This window comes from Chryseobacterium vietnamense (assembly GCF_031454475.1).
GTDB lineage: Bacteria > Bacteroidota > Bacteroidia > Flavobacteriales > Weeksellaceae > Chryseobacterium > Chryseobacterium vietnamense.
This window is the reverse complement of record NZ_JAVDQX010000002.1, coordinates 766,301-783,666: the sequence shown is the minus strand read 5'-3', so window position 1 is coordinate 783,666 and position 17,366 is coordinate 766,301. Positions and strand designations below refer to the sequence as shown.

At 36.9% G+C, this 17,366-nt stretch carries 15 protein-coding genes; 10 read left to right on the top strand and 5 right to left on the bottom strand.

What is annotated here, in order from left to right:
• The first annotated feature begins 415 nt into the window (after positions 1-415).
• Positions 416-2,551, top strand: a complete 2,136-nt coding sequence (locus J2786_RS12825) for a beta strand repeat-containing protein (RefSeq protein ID WP_310025461.1) — start codon at positions 416-418, stop codon at positions 2,549-2,551.
• Between the two features lie 522 nt (positions 2,552-3,073).
• On the top strand, positions 3,074-4,684 hold the full coding sequence (locus J2786_RS12820; RefSeq protein ID WP_047434396.1) for a phage tail-like protein: 1,611 nt from the start codon (positions 3,074-3,076) through the stop codon (positions 4,682-4,684).
• A gap of 364 nt (positions 4,685-5,048) precedes the next feature.
• Here J2786_RS12820 and J2786_RS12815 read toward each other — a convergent pair whose 3' ends face one another.
• The 3 genes from J2786_RS12815 to dnaK form a co-directional block, all read right to left on the bottom strand.
• Positions 5,049-5,957, bottom strand: a complete 909-nt coding sequence (locus J2786_RS12815) for a LuxR C-terminal-related transcriptional regulator (RefSeq protein WP_310025459.1) — start codon at positions 5,955-5,957, stop codon at positions 5,049-5,051.
• A gap of 318 nt (positions 5,958-6,275) precedes the next feature.
• On the bottom strand, positions 6,276-6,527 hold the full coding sequence (locus tag J2786_RS12810) for a hypothetical protein (protein WP_310025457.1): 252 nt from the start codon (positions 6,525-6,527) through the stop codon (positions 6,276-6,278).
• Positions 6,528-6,778: 251 nt separating this feature from the next.
• Positions 6,779-8,677, bottom strand: a complete 1,899-nt coding sequence (dnaK, locus tag J2786_RS12805; RefSeq protein ID WP_047434403.1) for a molecular chaperone DnaK — start codon at positions 8,675-8,677, stop codon at positions 6,779-6,781.
• A 473-nt stretch (positions 8,678-9,150) separates the two neighbouring features.
• On the opposite strand from dnaK, the gene ppk1 reads away from it, so the two are divergent.
• The 7 genes from ppk1 to J2786_RS12770 all read left to right on the top strand — a co-directional run bounded on the left by ppk1 (position 9,151) and on the right by J2786_RS12770 (position 15,149).
• Positions 9,151-11,223 carry a polyphosphate kinase 1 gene (gene ppk1, locus J2786_RS12800; protein WP_047434406.1) on the top strand — a complete coding sequence of 691 codons (2,073 nt, stop codon included), beginning with the start codon at positions 9,151-9,153 and terminating at the stop codon, positions 11,221-11,223.
• Positions 11,220-12,104: a Ppx/GppA phosphatase family protein gene (locus J2786_RS12795; protein WP_047434407.1), complete on the top strand. Its 885-nt coding sequence runs from the start codon at positions 11,220-11,222 to the stop codon at positions 12,102-12,104. Before ppk1 ends, J2786_RS12795 begins: the two co-directional genes overlap by 4 nt.
• A gap of 372 nt (positions 12,105-12,476) precedes the next feature.
• Positions 12,477-13,130 carry an NAD-dependent epimerase/dehydratase family protein gene (locus tag J2786_RS12790; protein WP_047434410.1) on the top strand — a complete coding sequence of 218 codons (654 nt, stop codon included), beginning with the start codon at positions 12,477-12,479 and terminating at the stop codon, positions 13,128-13,130.
• Positions 13,127-13,276: a hypothetical protein gene (locus J2786_RS12785; RefSeq protein WP_156106575.1), complete on the top strand. Its 150-nt coding sequence runs from the start codon at positions 13,127-13,129 to the stop codon at positions 13,274-13,276. Before J2786_RS12790 ends, J2786_RS12785 begins: the two co-directional genes overlap by 4 nt.
• A 169-nt stretch (positions 13,277-13,445) precedes the next feature.
• Positions 13,446-13,745, top strand: coding sequence for a T9SS type A sorting domain-containing protein (locus J2786_RS12780; RefSeq protein ID WP_310025453.1), 300 nt, complete (start codon positions 13,446-13,448; stop codon positions 13,743-13,745).
• 99 nt (positions 13,746-13,844) lie between these two features.
• Positions 13,845-14,687, top strand: a complete 843-nt coding sequence (locus J2786_RS12775; protein WP_047434414.1) for an SIR2 family NAD-dependent protein deacylase — start codon at positions 13,845-13,847, stop codon at positions 14,685-14,687.
• A gap of 69 nt (positions 14,688-14,756) precedes the next feature.
• The gene (locus J2786_RS12770; protein WP_082002021.1) at positions 14,757-15,149 is read left to right on the top strand and encodes a DUF3060 domain-containing protein; all 393 of its coding nucleotides are present in this window, start codon (positions 14,757-14,759) and stop codon (positions 15,147-15,149) included.
• A gap of 133 nt (positions 15,150-15,282) precedes the next feature.
• Here J2786_RS12770 and J2786_RS12765 read toward each other — a convergent pair whose 3' ends face one another.
• Together J2786_RS12765 and J2786_RS12760 are read right to left on the bottom strand one after the other, a co-directional pair.
• Positions 15,283-15,531, bottom strand: a complete 249-nt coding sequence (locus J2786_RS12765) for a NifU family protein (RefSeq protein ID WP_002977212.1) — start codon at positions 15,529-15,531, stop codon at positions 15,283-15,285.
• Positions 15,532-15,578: 47 nt separating this feature from the next.
• Positions 15,579-16,685 carry an Mrp/NBP35 family ATP-binding protein gene (locus J2786_RS12760; protein WP_034699248.1) on the bottom strand — a complete coding sequence of 369 codons (1,107 nt, stop codon included), beginning with the start codon at positions 16,683-16,685 and terminating at the stop codon, positions 15,579-15,581.
• 151 nt (positions 16,686-16,836) lie between these two features.
• Between J2786_RS12760 and J2786_RS12755 the strand changes: the two genes are divergently transcribed.
• Positions 16,837-17,292, top strand: a complete 456-nt coding sequence (locus J2786_RS12755) for a hypothetical protein (protein ID WP_047434416.1) — start codon at positions 16,837-16,839, stop codon at positions 17,290-17,292.
• Positions 17,293-17,366 lie beyond the last annotated feature (74 nt).

Genomic DNA, 17,366 nt, shown 5'->3' with positions numbered 1-17,366 from the left:
TAGTGGTTAAAAAAAGAAAATCAGTTCTAAATCTTCAATACATACTCAGGACAAAACATGGAGAGGCTGTCTGAAAAATCAGACAGCTTCTATTTTAATTCAATACAATGTTTCTTTGGCTGATGGTGTTTATGGAAACATTTAATTTAAAACTTTACTGCATTTCACTTTTACTCCATGGATCTGTGGTTTAATTTATCAACGTTTTTTCAGGATATCATTTAATTTATTAATACATAATACAGGCATAATATACAACAGTTGTATATATGTTGTAGGTGTTATATATACTACAAACCTCATCAGGCGTTATCTTTGCCACCCTTTAATAACTACCATAACCACCCGATATAAAATATAAGATACTCAGCTCTAATGCAGAGCAATAAACACAAAGAAGAAATTAATTTATACAATGAAAAAAAACTTATTTCTGGCAGGCTTGCTTACCACTTTTTCGCTGGTGGCAAAGTCACAGGTAGGTCTTAATACTCCTACTCCTGCCGCAACTCTTGACGTGACCGCTAAAAACAGCACAGGTACAGGCTCAGCAGTAGAAGGACTGCTTATTCCCAGAGTAGACAGGCAAAAAGCCCAGAGTATGGCCGGAGTTCCGGTATCCACTCTGATCTATGTCAACAGCATTGCTACGGGAACTACTTCGGGTACTGCTGTAAATATTGATACCGTTGGCTATTATTATTATAATGGTACCGTATGGACAAAGCTGGCCAACCCCGTTAATATTTATAATACAGACGGTACCCTTACCGGAAACAGAACCGTAACACAGGGAGCCAATACCTTAGCATTCACAGGGACAAAAACCAATGCATTTTCTGTGAACGGGAAAAACTTTTCCGTAGATGCAGCAAATAGCAGAGTGGGAATTGGTACCATAGCTCCTGCTTCTTCTCTGTCTGTCCAAAACAGTCCGGGAGCGATAACAAGTACCATTTCTGCAGGAATTGAAAATTGTGGTGCTGCATGTCTGCAAGGAATTGCAAGAAATATTACGCTTTATAATTTAAACAGCACCGGCGGGCAGTTTGCTGAGCTCGGGTTTATTCCGTCAACATCTGAAACAGGACTTTCCGGGGCCAGCATTTCAGGAATTGACCGTGATGCTGCCAACAGCTATGCCGGGTTACAGTTCTCCACCAGAAATGCGACAGACTACGCACCAAGGCTGACGATCAAATCCTCAGGAAATGTGGGTATCGGTACAACGAGCCCTACCAATAAACTTCAGATTGAATCCACCACAAGCGGAGCTTTGAAAATCGTAGATGGTACCCAGGGTACAGATAAGGTGCTAACATCCGATGCCAGCGGAGTGGCAACATGGAAAGCTTTGCCGGCAGCACCTGCATCTGCCAATATTTATAACACAGACGGCACTTTAACAGGAAACCGTACCGTTACACAGGGAGCCAATACCCTGGCCTTTACAGGAACACAGACCAATGCATTTTCTGTAGACGGAAATACGTTATCAGTGGATGCTGCCAACGGCCTTGTAGGCCTTGGTACCACAACCCCTGATACGAAACTTACCATCAGTACCCCTGATAGCAGCTTTGGATTAAATCATACCAATGGTACAGTTAACTTAAAAACGTATATCGGAGGAGGGGCAGCTACCGTGGGAACCACTACTGCCAATGATCTGAGGCTGATGACCAATAACACCCAAAAAATGACTGTTACTTCAAGTGGAAATGTAGGAATAGGCACAACAACACCCAATACTAAACTGACCGTTAGTACAGCTGATAATAGCTTTGGTATCACCCATACCAATGGTACAGTTAGTCTGGAAACTTATATCGGAGGAGGATCGGGCTATGTGGGAACCACTACTTCAAATACCCTGAATCTGATGACCAATAACAGTCCCAAAATGACCATTACCCCTACAGGAAATGTAGGCGTAGGAACCAATACTCCGGACAGTTCGGCTTTGCTAGATCTTAATACCAGCAATAAAGGACTTTTACTTCCCAGAGTATCCCTGTCATCCACATCCGATGCCAGCACTGTCCCTTCCCCGGCTACCGGACTTCTGGTGTATAACAACAATACCGCCATGTCACCTCAGGGAGAAGGAATTTACTATAACGGAGGAACAAGCGCTGCACCGGACTGGGGAAAAATTGGGCCTGTTTCAAAAATGTATTTCAAGTATTATATGCTTACGAATCCTAACGGAGATTTTGTAGGTAATTTTGACACTAAAATACCAGTAGATAGGTATACGGCTATTGTGGTGGGATTTGATACTAATCATCACGCTACTATCAGTTCCGGCTTTAAAAATGCCTATGGCACTTACGATTTTCAGTCGCCGGATATCTATACTTTCCAACAAAACGGGACATGGAGAATTCGTGCAGACGTTCCCAATGCAAATACTACAGCTGGAAGTGCATTTACATGGGGGATCAGATTGCTGATCATCTCCAATGAACAAATGACCACACTGGATACTTCCAATTACAACCTTGGAGGCAATATTAGCGGAGCGGCAACCGCTTCACCTGTTCCATAGCAGTAAAGAATAAAACAAATAAGCCTACTGAAAAAAATCCTCTTCAATAAGTATTTTGAAGAGGATTTTTTATCTATCTAAAAAAAAATCTGAATATTAATTATAAAAACACAGCTTTTTGAGATTCAAACATGAAAATAAAAAAGGCATAACAGATTAATTACTTCACCCAAAAAGGATAAAAAAAAGTAAAAAAATACTAAATAACACCAATTTGATGTATGTAAGATGTATGCGCAATATATACATGATGCATGTTTGCTGTAGGTGTAAAATATACTACATCTTCAATAAGCTGTAGTTTTGTTTTATAAAACTTGAATCAGAAAAAGAACAACAAGTTGATTAAAGTTGATCATATAACAATTACACCAAATTTTATTATACAACGATCAAATACAACAGATTAAAACTATTAGCCTATTGCTCTATTAAATATAAAAACATATGGATGCTCTGTAGCTATTATAGAGTTCCTGACAAAAAGGTCTCAGTCTAATTTAAACTCAATTACCATATATTATGAAAAGAAATTTATTACTAGCTGGTTTACTTACCACCTTTTCCCTGGTAGCAAAATCACAAGTGGGGATCAATACGACTAATCCTCAGGGAGTATTTAACATTGACGGATTAAAAAATAATCCAACAACGGGAGTGCCTACAGCAGTTCAGGCTGCAGATGATCTGGTGATGACTTCTAATGGTAATCTGGGACTGGGGCTTACCGCTCCCGGTACCACACTGGATGTGAAAGGGGCTATTACCAACCGTGAAACTGCTTTAGCTGTAGCGGGGAATGCCGTTACTATTCCGGCTAATGTGAGTTTGGTAAGACTTACCGGAGCTGCTACAGCCAATGTCGCCATTTCTGCATTTGCTGCTCCTAATCCCGGACAGCGCCTTATTGTCTACAATAATACCACAGGTGGATTTGGTGCTACGCTGGATGGAACTACCGTTCCTAATGGCAAAGCGCTGGAATTTATTTTCAGTAATTCATTCTGGAGATCTACGGATGGTGGATCTGCAGGAGCTACCCCGGTAAATCTCTATACTGCAGACGGTACTCTTACAGGAAACAGAACGGTAACACAGGGTGCTAATACCCTTACCTTTACAGGAACACAGACCAATGCTTTTTCTGTAGACGGTGCTACCTTATCCGTGGATGCTGCTAATGACCGTCTGGGAATCGGAACCGCTACCCCTGATACTAAACTTACCATCAGTACAGCTGATGGCAACTTTGGATTGAATCATACCAATGGTACGATCAATCTGAAAACGTATATTGGAGCCGGATCGGGTTATTTTGGGACCACTACTTCAAATAATCTGAACCTGATGGCTAATAACAGCCCAAAAATGATCATTACCCCTGCCGGAAATATTGGGATGGGAGTTATTCCGGATAATTCAGCTTTACTTGATGTTAGTTCTACTAATAAAGGTTTTTTACTGCCTAGGGTATCATTAACATCCACCACCGATGGAGCTACTGTTCCTTCACCCGCAAAAGGGCTGATGGTTTACAATTCCAATACAGCATTAACTCCTTATGGAGAGGGGCTTTATTATAATTCCGGAACTGCCGGAGCCCCAACCTGGACAAAGCTTTCCCCTCAGAAAAGTGATTTTGTCTTATCACAGGTAGTGGCTCTTGCAGCAACAGCTCCGGTAGATCAGGCGGCTGCAGGAGTAGGTAACATTGTAGATACTGTAAATCTTGGCTTAAGCGCTACAGTAGTAGTTCCTGCCAATTCTACTGCCAAAATATTAATGACCTATACTGTTCCTATGGGTACTTTTCCCTTAAACAACAGTAATACAGTGGTTAATGGGTATTTCGGGATTCGTTTTCTTAAAAACGGAGTGGAAGCACCGGAGGGTTCCCGAAAATATTCTGTCCCCTATTCTGATTCCGGTTCACATATGATGAGCGTTTCAGGGAGCTTTTCAGAAACCGTTGTTAACAACGGATCATCACCTCTGAATGTAGTATACACACTGAATGGCTATGTGGAAGGGACTGTAACTGGTACCCGATTTAATATGTACGCTTCATCCGGGGATAACTTTAACTGGGGAAAAGGATCTCTAAGCGGAACTGTATTTGCTAAAGAGAATTAATACAAAAGATTAGTAGTTACTATATAGATCTTTTGAGGGAAACTTCAAGAGATCTTTTTATTTTATAGATTCAATAAATACAGTATTTTAAACTTTGTTGACGTATCTCTTTAATTAATTCCGAGATTAATTATTAACAAAGGTTCCTTATGGATAGCCCTTCGACAGGCTCAGGGTGATAACCCGGATACCAACCGAAATTTTTAACATTGCCAGGCTGAGCCTTTCTATGCTGTGATGATTCAATAATTGATAGGTCTATAACTTTACATAAGGGGCATTTGATGATACTTTTGGGGACAAATTTATATCAGATCCCTTTAATGGCAAAAAGCAGCTATAATTGGATTACAACATAACTTTATTAATTATCTACCAGAGATTTAAGGAATTGATAGAGATCTACATCTGATCCGAGGTTGAGTTTTTTTCTCAATCTGCCTTTCTTTATCTGCACAGATCTGTGCTGCATAAAAGTAAACTCAGCAATGTCCTTAGAAGAGAATCCTAACCAGATTAAAGCACAGAATGCAAGATTATCTTTGGTTAAATCCGGATTGATTGCCAGCAGTTTTTGAGAAACATTAGGATAAACTTCATGAAATTTTTCCAAAAAACTGATATCATTATTTTTAGCCAATTGAATTAAATCTTCATGCACCCCTGAAATTCTTTTCTCCAATATTTTAGTTTCATCTTCTTTTCTGGAAATTATTTCCTTGCTTTCCAATATCAGTTTCTTTTTTTTATTATTCTGATAATATAAATAAGCCAGTAATATCAAACCTAAAGAAACTACAATACTGATATAAATGAGTATCTTTTTTTTGAGTGTTTTATTTTCTTCTGTTTTTTCCTTTTCTATTGTTTTTATAGATAGCTCTGCCCCTTTGGTTTGTGAGTTTTCCAGGCTGTCTTTTAGTTTTATATAATGCTCCAGGTATTCTTTTTCCTTTTCTACATTACCAGAGTTTTTATAGCATTCTATTAAAAGCTTATATATATTTTTAGAGTGCTCAATAGTTGTTAATTTTTTATTGTATTCCAGAGCCTTATCTAAGTATAGTATTGCCTTTTCATAATTTTTTTCTTTAAAAAAATATTGTGCATAATAGTAATAAAAAACAGATATCTGATAGCTATTAGGTTCGTGCTTATTTTTGCTTATTATATCCACTCCCTGATCCAGATAGGTTTTAGCCTCATGCTGGCTGGGTTGATATTCAATATAATGATTAGCAATTTGAGAAGTAGTGCTTAAGCTTTCATACAATAGAGATGATTGCTTTAGATAATAGAGCGCTGAATCCAGGTCTTTTTTCTCATAAAGAAGATTGGCACGTAAAGTATAAACGTAAGATAAAAACTTCCCTTTTCTATCTTTATCCTCAATTTTATTTCCATAATAGCCTCCTTTAGAATTATACTTCAGACCTGTATCGTACAGTTTCAGGATATAATAAGCCTGAGAATATTCCTGATAGAGCTTGGCAATGGTAAAAAAATCAATCTCACTTTCATTTTTATGCCATATGCTTTCTGCTATATTGAGATTTTTTATACTTTCTTCTGCATTTCCTAAATTCCAGTTTTAATTGGCAATATTAATGTGAGCCCAAATTATTCCTCTTGCATAATTTTCTTTTTTCATTTTTTCCAACATCTCCTTATTCCAAAGAATAATTTTTTCTCTGGGAATATTGTTTTTCCCCATTTCTTTAGGCTTATTCAAAAGAATGGAGTCATACGCTTTATATTTAGGAGTTTGGGAAAACAGCAGTACAGATGAGAAAAAAAGCCCAACTGTGAATAAAAACTGAAATAAGTATTTAAAGTATTTCATTGAATGCTAAAATAAAAATATTTTCATAAAAAATATTAAATTAATTAAATATAAACATATTTTACCGATTAAATATGTGTATAATCAAATTATTTTACTCAATTTATTGAGGGTGAGAAATCTCCTGAAATGCTATAAATAGCATAAGGATTAGAAATTGCAGCAAAAAAAGATAAGCCGGTATAAAAAACCGCTTTAAACATTCGTTTAAAGCGGTTTTAAATTATTTATTATGTATATTAAAACAATAATTATTTTACTTCTTCAAAGTCTGCATCCTGTACATCCTCAGCTCCGGCGTTTCCACCTGCATTCTGAGCACCTGCACCTGCATCAGCACCTGGCTGTTGACCTGCTGCATATAATTCTTCAGAAGCTGCCATCCAGGCTGCATCTAACGCTTCAGTTTTAGCTTTTACGTCATCAGCATTTTTAGCTTCGAAGGCTGTTTTTAATTCTGCATGAGCTGCTTCGATAGCTGCTTTTTTGTCAGCAGAAAGTTTTTCACCGAATTCTTTCAGTTGTTTTTCAGTCTGGAAGATCAATCCGTCAGCTTTGTTGAAGATTTCAACTTCTTCTTTTCTCTTAGCATCTGCTGCAGAGTTTTCCTGAGCTTCTTTCTTCATTCTTTCGATTTCTTCGTCAGAAAGACCTGAAGAAGCCTGGATTTTGATAGACTGTTCTTTTCCAGTTCCTTTATCTTTAGCAGATACACTTAGGATACCGTTAGCATCAATATCGAATGTTACTTCAATTTGAGGAACTCCTCTTGGTGCCGGCGGGATATCTGTAAGATCGAATCTACCGATTTCCTTGTTATCGTTGAACATTGCTCTTTCACCCTGTCCTACTCTGATGCTTACAGCCGGCTGGTTGTCAGAAGCTGTAGAGAATACTTCAGATTTCTTTGTTGGGATGGTAGTATTCGCTTCAATTAATTTAGTGAATACAGAACCCATAGTTTCGATACCTAAAGAAAGTGGGGTAACGTCAAGTAGTAATACATCTTTTACATCACCTGTCAATACACCTCCCTGGATAGCTGCACCAATAGCTACAACCTCATCCGGGTTAACTCCTTTAGATGGTTTTTTACCGAAGAATTTTTCTACTTCTTCCTGGATGATCGGGATTCTTGTAGAACCACCTACCAGGATTACTTCGTCGATATCAGAAGTTGATAAACCAGCATCTTTTAATGCTTTAGCAACAGGCTCCATAGATCTTCTTACAAGATCAGCAGATAATTGCTCGAATTTAGCTTTTGTTAAAGTCTTCACTAAGTGTTTAGGACCTGTAGCAGTAGCTGTGATATACGGTAAGTTGATTTCAGTCTGAGGAGAAGAAGATAATTCAATTTTAGCTTTTTCAGCAGCTTCTTTCAATCTTTGAAGAGCAATGGCATCCGCTTTTAAATCGACCCCTTCTTCAGCTTTGAATTCGTCAGCCATCCAGTTGATGATCACATCATCAAAGTCATCACCTCCTAAGTGAGTATCACCGTTTGTAGACAATACTTCGAATACACCGTCTCCCAAATCAAGGATAGAGATATCGAAAGTACCACCACCAAGGTCATATACTGCGATTTTCTGATCTTTATGGTTTTTATCAAGACCGTAAGCTAACGCTGCAGCTGTAGGCTCGTTGATAATTCTTTCTACTTTAAGACCTGCAATTTCTCCGGCTTCTTTAGTAGCTTGTCTTTGTGCATCGTTGAAGTATGCAGGAACAGTAATTACTGCTCTGGTTACTTCCTGTCCAAGGTAATCTTCAGCAGTTTTCTTCATTTTCTGAAGAGTCATTGCAGAAATTTCCTGTGGAGTATATTCTCTGTCGTCGATTTTTACTTTTACTGTATCGTTTGGTCCGGCAACTACTTTATAAGGTACTCTTGTGATTTCAGAAGCATCATCTTTAAAGTGAGTTCCGATAAATCTTTTGATAGAGTAAACAGTTTTTGTTGGATTCGTTACAGCCTGTCTTTTTGCAGGATCACCTACTTTTCTTTCTCCGTCTTCCGTAAAAGCTACGATAGAAGGAGTAGTTCTCTTACCTTCTGCGTTAGGAATAACAACAGGGTCTTTACCCTCCATTACAGCAACACAAGAGTTGGTTGTTCCTAAGTCAATTCCAATTATTTTACTCATAATATTTTATATTTTTTCTATTTTTAATTTAATTTACACTCTCAATTTCTCAATATCTGTACCATTCGAAAAATTATGACAAAATGACACAATAAAAATAAAAACCCCGATAAATTGGAGTTTTATATGATTTAATACGGAAATTTTTTCCTGTAAGATTTTATCAGAATGCCATCAGTAAGACTTCTGATTCTTTGTAATCGTTATTTGAGATTTTTTCTTGTAGTTTTTCTATATAGACACAATAAGACACAATAAACTGTCATAGCTGGCCAGATATATTCTATCATTTTCTTCATAAAAAGAGAATCATGTCAATATGAATTGCATAAAAATACACTGATTATCAATATAATCATTATTAATCCTACAGATTAATTCACCAATCTTCAAAAATTAATCAAAGTTTAACCTAAGAAATAGAGGAGGAATCTTCACGAATGATTATTTTTGATAAAATATACACATTTAGAATGTCAATACACTTTAATCCTAGAGATATTACATGGCTTGCCTTTAATGAAAGAGTTTTGCAGGAAGCCATGGATGAAAAAGTTCCCTTACATTTAAGAATACGTTTTCTCGGAATTTTCTCCAATAATTTAGATGAATTTTTTAGAGTACGTGTTGCCGGATTAAAGCGCGCCATGGATTTTAAGGAAAAAGTGATTGCTGAATCTTTTTATCAGCCGCCATCCAAGATCCTTCAGAGAATCAATGAGATTGTGATGAGACAACAGCTGAATTTCGATAAGACCTGGAAAAAAATCCAGACCGAAATGGCTGAGCATAAAGTTTTCATTAAAAATTCCAAAAATCTGACAGCAAAACAAAAAGAATTTGTCAGACAATATTTCGATGAAGTGGTAGAATCCAATGTAATCCCGATTCTTCTTCATGAAAACACACCTATGCCCTATCTGAGAGACAAAAGTCTTTATCTGGGAGTGGCCATGAGAAAAAAAGACTGGCAGTATTCCAGCAATTATGCGATTATTGAAATTCCGTCCCGTTTTGTAGGAAGATTCGTATTGCTGCCAACAGAAGATCCTGAAGAGAAAAATGTAATGCTTCTGGAGGATGTAATCACCTTCAACCTTCCGCACATATTTTCTTATTTCGGGTATGATGAATTTGCGGCTAATGCATTTAAAGTAACAAAGGATGCCGAACTGGATCTAGATAATGATATCAGAACCAACTTCGCAGAAAAAATAGAAAAAGGACTTAAAAACAGAAGAAAGGGAAAACCTACCCGTTTTGTTTTTGATAAAGATATGGATAAAGCTCTGCTGGAACTCCTTATCAGAAAGCTGAACCTGACTAAGAAGGACAGCATCATTCCCGGAGGAAAAATTCATAATTTCAAACATTTTATGGATTTCCCTGATGTTTTTGAAAAGTATGAAAGACCTGTTGAAAGAACTTCTTTTACGCATCAGGCTTTTGAACATGGGGAAAGGGTGACAGATGTGATTTTAAAAAACGATGTACTCCTTACTTTCCCTTACCATAAGTATAATCCGGTGATTGATCTTCTCCGTGAGGCTGCTATGGATCCTGATGTAAAATCAATACAGATTACAGCGTACCGTCTGGCAAGCAGTTCAAAAATCATTAATGCCCTGATCTATGCAGCCAGAAATGGTAAAGAAGTAACGGTAATGCTGGAGCTTCAGGCAAGATTTGATGAAGAATCCAATCTGGAATGGAAAGATATGCTGGAACCCGAAGGAATTACTGTGCTTGTCGGCATTCCAAACAAAAAAGTACATGCCAAACTTTGTGTCATCAAAAAGAGAGCGCACAATAAAACAATTCAGTATGGCTTTGTAAGTACCGGTAATTTCAATGAAAAAACAGCCAGAATATATGGTGATCACCTGCTCCTTACTGCTGACCGGGGCATTATGGCAGATATCAATAAAGTCTTCAATGTATTGAAGAAACCAAAAGATGACTTTATTCCTATTTTGAAAACTTGTAAAAATTTATTAGTTTGCCCTCAGTTTATGCGTGAAAAGATTGTTCACCATATCGATAAAGAAATTGAAGAAGCCAAGGCAGGGCGAAGAGCAGAAATCATCGTTAAAGTAAATTCAATGAGTGACCGTGCTCTGATTGAAAAAATATATGAAGCTGCTAAGGCCGGAGTGGTGACCAGAATGATTGTAAGAGGTATCTATTGTGCCGTAAATCAAAAGGAATTCAAAGAAAAAATAAAAGCCATCAGTATTGTAGACGAATATCTGGAACATGCCAGAGTTATGTATTTTTATAATAAAGGGGCCGAAGATATGTACATTTCTTCCGCAGACTGGATGACAAGAAACCTTGACTACAGAATTGAAGCTGCTGCTAAAATCACTGATAAGAACCTTAAGAAGGAATTAAAAGAGATTCTGGACATCCAGCTTAAAGATAACGTAAAAGCAAGGATTTTAGACAAAAAGCTGAGCAATGAATACGTAAGAAATGATAAACACGAATGCCGATCACAAATAGAAACCTATAAATATTTAAAAGCTAAAACAAGCAAGAAATGAAGATAGCAGCGATAGACATAGGGAGTAATGCAGCCCGCCTTCTGATCAATGAAGTGAAGATCAATAACAGAAAACCTGAATTCATCAAGCTGAACCTTCTCAGAATTCCTCTGAGACTGGGAATGGATGTTTTCACGATAGGAAAGATAGGTCCGGAAAGAGAAAAAATGGTCATTGATTCCATGAAAATCTTCAGTGACCTGATGAAAATATACAAAGTAGACCACTACAGGGCCTGTGCTACCAGTGCTATGCGTGATGCTGCCAACGGTAATGAAATTATCAATCTGGTAAAAAACACCTCGGGAATTAATATCGAAATCATTTCCGGTGATGAAGAAGCTACTTTGATCTACGAAAATCATGTTGCAGAAGGTCTCGACAAAGAATTCGCCTATTTATACATTGATGTGGGTGGAGGTTCTACAGAGCTTACCTTCTACGAAAATGGAAAAATGGTTTACGAAAAATCTTTCAATATTGGAACGATCCGACTTCTCAACAATCTTGTTACAATGGACAACTGGAAAGAAATGAAGGATGAAATCAAGAAAAACATAGTCAGCAAAAAACCAATTGTAGCCATTGGTTCGGGAGGAAATATCAACAAGGTATTCTCCATGAGCAAGACCAAAGACGGGAAACCAATGTCTCTGTCTCATCTGAAAAAGGTTTACAAAGAATTCAATGAGCTTTCCGTAGAAGAAAGAATGACCAATTATAACCTGAGAGAAGACCGTGCCGACGTACTGGTACATGCGCTGGGCATCTTCAACAATGTGATGTCATGGTCTGATATCAACAGAATTTTTGTTCCTAAAATTTCTGTAGCAGACGGACTGATTCATAATATTTACAGTCAGTTACAGCACAAAAAGTAACAGCAGATAACAATATTGTAAAGCCAGCCATTAAGCTGGTTTTTTATTTTGGCATCCATTTCCCGCAATATTATTGTGAACGGGATGAAGGCCTGCGAACATAGTTGATAAGCGACGAAGCAATCTCTATATTCTCTTCTGTTATTAAGTTTTGGCTAAAGCCAATAGGAAGATTTGCCATTTTTAAAGGTGGGTTAAAACCCACCCCTATTGAATTTAATAATACAACTTTTTACTTTTTACTTTTTACTTTTTACTTTTTACTTTTTACTTTTTACTTTTTACTTTTTACTTTTTACTTAATAAAAACTTTTCCAGATTTTAAAGTAAAACTCCATCCCTATCCGTCATACCCATATCAATAGCAAAACAATGAACCCAATCAAAATAATTCTTACAGGCGCTACAGGAATGGTAGGCGAAGGTGTTTTAATGGAATGTCTTGAAAATCCAAATGTTTCTGAAATCCTGAGCATAAGCAGAAAACCTTCTGGAAAAACACATCCCAAGCTGCAAGAATATCTCGTTTCTGACTTCCTTTCGATTGATCTGAATGATGAAAGGCTAAAAGGATATGATGCCTGTTTTTTCTGTGCAGGAATCAGCAGTGTAGGCATGAATGAAGAAGAATACACCAAAATCACTTATGATACGACCCTTCACTTTGCAAAAGCTGTTTTGAACCAAAATCCTGACATGGTATTCAACTATGTTTCCGGGACAAGTACAGACAGTACAGAGAGTGGAAAAATGATGTGGGCACGTGTAAAAGGCAGAACAGAGAATGATTTGAAAAAAATGAATTTCAGGGGAGCTTATAATTTTCGTCCCGGATTCATGAAACCTGTTGAGGGTCAAACCAATGTAAAATGGGTTTTTAAACCTTTTATTTGGATTTTTCCTGTTTTTTTTCAGTCAAAATCATTAACTTTACACGAAGTGGGTAGAGCAATGATCAATGTGACACAAAAAGGGTACCCTACATCTACTTTAGAAATTAGAGATATTAAAAATTTAGCGCTATGAGAGACATGTTAAAAAGAATTGTTCTGGTTATTTTTGTACTCTTGCTTGTGACTGCTGTTTCAGGGTATTTTTATATGCAGAAACATCCTTTGGAAGGAAATAAATCTGGAACGATTTTAAACTTTTCAGGAAAATCAGGAAAATAATATCATACTAAAGCTTCTCATTCGAATATAATTTTATCTTTTATCGGAAATACACCTATTTTTTAAACACTTCTTAAAATTCCATTAAAATAATTGCGAAACATAAAGTTCATTTTTGTATTCATCTAATTGAAGTAAAAATGCCAACTACTACCTATTAAAAGGGTCTGTGATTGCCGCCAATGAGATCAGCGGAACTTTATCCATGTATGAAGTGGCCACGCCTGCAACACTTGGAACAGGTGAGATAAAAGCTAAACAGGCCACCTTCAATATATTCCCAAACCCTGTGAACAAAGGAAATACGCTTTATTTCAACAGAAAACATGATTATGAATTGTATAATATGTCCGGAAAATTGATCGGAAAGGAAAAGAATGCTTTAACAATTAACATGGCCAATCTTTCTACTGGTGTTTATCTTGTAAAAACTTCGGAAGGACAGATCAAGAGAGTCATTGTAAAATAAACATACATTACAGTATACCATTCTATTTGAGGCTTCGGATTTTCCGGAGCTTTTTTAATAATAAATAAAAATGATTAGTTTTAAACTTTTATAACCTCAATGAAAACACAATTAGAAAATATTATTCAACAAGTCTGGCAAAAAGAAAAGCGAAATCTTTTTACTTTTCTTACCGGTGCAGGGATCTCATCTGACAGTGGAATTCCTACCTATCGGGGAATAGATGGAATCTGGGTAAAAGGAACCCAATTTCACAAACCTGAAGAATTCGGGACCTTACGTTATTTCAGACAACATCCTGAAGAAGTTTTGCAATATTCTCTTTTCAGAAAGAAAATGTTTGAAAATGCTTCTCCCAACGAAAGTCATTTTGAACTTGTAGATATTGAAATGCAACTTCAAAACAGATTTCATTTGATTACCCAGAATATTGACAATCTTCATCGTCGTTCAGGAAGCCAAAGAATCTACGAAATTCATGGAAACAACCGGGAAATAAAATGTTCCAACGGATGTAAAGAAATCCTGAATTTACCTGTAGAAATAAATGGGAAAGAACTGGATGAAGATCTTACCATTAGAGACAAGGAACTTTTAACCTGTTCTCATTGTGGGCATTGGATGCGTCCGAATATTTTATGGTTTGATGAATATTATGACGAAAAAACAAATAAAAAATTTAGTGCACTTAAAATTGCCAAAAACAGTGGTGTTCTTTTTATTATCGGGACTTCCGGAGCAACAAGCCTTCCTATTGCCATTGCCGAAACTGCTCTTAAATATGGAGCTTTTATTATTGACATTAATACAGAAGACAATAACTTCACAGACCTGATCAAAAATAAAAAGAATACATTAATCATCCGCGAAAAATCAACCGAAGTCCTAAAGACTATTAAAGAAATTATAAAAAAACAAAATCCTAAATCTTATTTAAGATGATTTAACTTTCTAAATGTCTGCACAAATCATTTTATTTCTATATTTATCCTCAACAAAACCCAATTCACTATGAAAAATATTAAAACTGCAGGAATTCTTGCTTTCCTGCTGCTGGGAACAGCTACCGCTTTTTCGCAATCCAGAAAAGTAGAATCTACAAAAGGCGTGGAAAAAACAGAAAGCGATAAGGTTATACATGTAGAAGGTGTAGGCCACAAACTCAATTATACTCTTAACGGAGGGGTTGTTGAAGTAGAAGGTGGCGACAACACCTTAACAGTCAAAGGAAGTGCTAAAAAAATTACGGTTTCCGGAACAGGTAATACAGTATACATCGATAAAGTGGACAAAATTTCCATGGAAGGCGGCGGCAATATGGTCTACTACCGGACTTCCGGAACAAAATCTGGAAAGCCTGATGTTTCTATAGAAGGGGTAGGAAACAAAGTTGTAAAACAATAAAAACATTTTTTCGGAGTCTGAAAAGTTTCATCTGAAACCTGACGGGTTTGGTAAGCTTAGTTGGACTCAATATGCAAATAAAAAGACAGGCCTTAAAAAAAGCCTGTCTTTTTAAAAATATCTCAGATATATTTTACTCTACGTTGATTACCTTTTCGATTTCCGGAGCATGTTGTTTGATTGTATTTTCAACACCCAGTTTTAAGGTTGAAAAATTCAATGAACACCCGGAACAGTTACCTAAAAGTTTCACAAACACCTGATTATCTTTCACATCAATAAGCTCAATATCACCTCCGTCTTTATTCAAAAACGGTCTGATGCTTTCCAGAGCTTCCATTACTCTTGTTACGGTATCTTCGTGCGTTATGTTTGTTTCCATATTTTTTCAGTTCAATTCGGTTTTTTCAAATTTTATTGAAATTATTATTATTTTGCTTTTGGCGAGCATCCTGCCATCGTGGAAATCTTCACAGCTTCAGTAGGAGGAAGGCTTTTATTTCTTTCCACTAAACTTTCTACCATTTTTCTGGCAGTTTCTGTGTAGATATCTGCAATTTTGGATCCTTCCTGAAGCGCAGCCGGTCTTCCAACGTCTCCTGCTTCTCTGATGCTTTGGATCAAAGGAATTTCTCCCAATACAGGAATTCCAAGATCTTCCGCTAAATATTGTGCTCCCTGGTTTCCAAAGATATAATATTTATTGTCAGGAAGTTCTTCCGGTGTAAAATATGCCATATTTTCGATCAATCCAAGAACCGGAATGTTAATACTTTCCATCTGGAACATCGCAATTCCTTTTCTTACGTCTGCTAATGCAACATGCTGAGGTGTACTTACAATCACCGCTCCTGTTACTGGCACTTCCTGGATAATAGATAAGTGAATATCCCCTGTTCCCGGAGGAAGGTCAATTAATAAGAAATCCAGCTCTCCCCATGCAGCATCTCTGATCATCTGGTTCAAAGCTTTTGAAGCCATAGGACCTCTCCATACTACAGCCTGATTAGCTCCTGAGAAGTATCCTATTGAAAGCATTTTAACCCCATAATTTTCGATAGGCTTCATCAGATTCTTACCATTCACTTCCACAGAAATTGGCTTTTGCCCCTCTGTATCAAACATGGTAGGAACTGAAGGACCATAGATATCAGCATCCAACAATCCTACTTTAAATCCCATTTTAGCAAGCGTTACTGCCATATTTGCAGAAACGGTAGATTTCCCTACTCCTCCTTTACCGGAAGCAATAGCGATAATATTTTGAATTCCCGGAATTTGTTTTCCTTTGATCTGACTTTGCTGAATTTCACTAGGCTCCGGAGAAACGATTTTAAGTTTTAAATGAATATCTTCTCCAAACTCACTGGCAAAAGCCTGTTTCATGGCAGCCTCCAGTTTTTTCTTTTCGTGCATTGCAGGTGAATGAGCAGTCATGTCAATATAAACATCGTTACCCATAATCTGAAGATTATTCACCAAATCGTCTACTTCTATTTCTTTAAGGAATTCCTGAACCTTTTCTTTCGTCAACATATAAATATAAATTGTTTACAAATTTACGGATTTTTTCGGTAATTTAGAATCAATAAAATCTATAATATCAGGTGATAAATCAGATCGTTAAAAATTTCTTATTTCTGTTTTTTCATTCTGGCACCACAACCAATCCCAGAAAGCAATTGATATGAAAACGACCTCCTATCCTTCCAAATATGCACAGCCAAAAGGAGTTTTCACCGTTGGGAAAACGAAATTCAAATGGTATGACCTCGCCAGTGATCCTTCGGAAGTTTCCCAACAGGACATTGATAATGCACAATGGTGTATTGAAAATGCTGAAGAAAATTTTAAAAACATCAGTGATCTCGGATTCGTTATTATGCATCGTTGTGGAAAAAACTATCTTTTGTTAGTGTGCACATGGCGAAGTGAAAATGAATTGTGGGAAAGCGTGTATTATGATGGCTCCGGAAAATTTGAAATATGGGACAGGAACAAAACCCACCTCCCGACGTATTGTGTTTGGGAAATGGGTATTGTATATCATGAATCCCAATCCTGGAAAAAATATCTGGGATCCGGACGGGAAGAAAAAGACCAAAAAGATTATCTGAAGGATTTCTTTGAGGGAGAAGTTTAAATATTTACACTGTTATTCAGACAAAGGAAGAATCTTATAAAAAGAAGGCATTCTTCATTCCACTCTGTTTCATT

What these genes read in the sequence shown, in the direction of transcription:
- J2786_RS12825 (WP_310025461.1), top strand. Translation starts at nt 416, where the DNA reads ATGAAAAAAAACTTATTTCTGGCAGGCTTGCTTACCACTTTTTCGCTG.
- dnaK (WP_047434403.1), bottom strand. Translation starts at nt 8,677, where the DNA reads ATGAGTAAAATAATTGGAATTGACTTAGGAACAACCAACTCTTGTGTT.
- J2786_RS12810 (WP_310025457.1), bottom strand. Translation starts at nt 6,527, where the DNA reads ATGAAATACTTTAAATACTTATTTCAGTTTTTATTCACAGTTGGGCTT.
- J2786_RS12770 (WP_082002021.1), top strand. Translation starts at nt 14,757, where the DNA reads ATGAAAAATATTAAAACTGCAGGAATTCTTGCTTTCCTGCTGCTGGGA.
- J2786_RS12790 (WP_047434410.1), top strand. Translation starts at nt 12,477, where the DNA reads ATGAACCCAATCAAAATAATTCTTACAGGCGCTACAGGAATGGTAGGC.
- J2786_RS12755 (WP_047434416.1), top strand. Translation starts at nt 16,837, where the DNA reads ATGAAAACGACCTCCTATCCTTCCAAATATGCACAGCCAAAAGGAGTT.
- ppk1 (WP_047434406.1), top strand. Translation starts at nt 9,151, where the DNA reads ATGTCAATACACTTTAATCCTAGAGATATTACATGGCTTGCCTTTAAT.
- J2786_RS12795 (WP_047434407.1), top strand. Translation starts at nt 11,220, where the DNA reads ATGAAGATAGCAGCGATAGACATAGGGAGTAATGCAGCCCGCCTTCTG.
- J2786_RS12785 (WP_156106575.1), top strand. Translation starts at nt 13,127, where the DNA reads ATGAGAGACATGTTAAAAAGAATTGTTCTGGTTATTTTTGTACTCTTG.
- J2786_RS12775 (WP_047434414.1), top strand. Translation starts at nt 13,845, where the DNA reads ATGAAAACACAATTAGAAAATATTATTCAACAAGTCTGGCAAAAAGAA.
- J2786_RS12765 (WP_002977212.1), bottom strand. Translation starts at nt 15,531, where the DNA reads ATGGAAACAAACATAACGCACGAAGATACCGTAACAAGAGTAATGGAA.
- J2786_RS12820 (WP_047434396.1), top strand. Translation starts at nt 3,074, where the DNA reads ATGAAAAGAAATTTATTACTAGCTGGTTTACTTACCACCTTTTCCCTG.
- J2786_RS12760 (WP_034699248.1), bottom strand. Translation starts at nt 16,685, where the DNA reads ATGTTGACGAAAGAAAAGGTTCAGGAATTCCTTAAAGAAATAGAAGTA.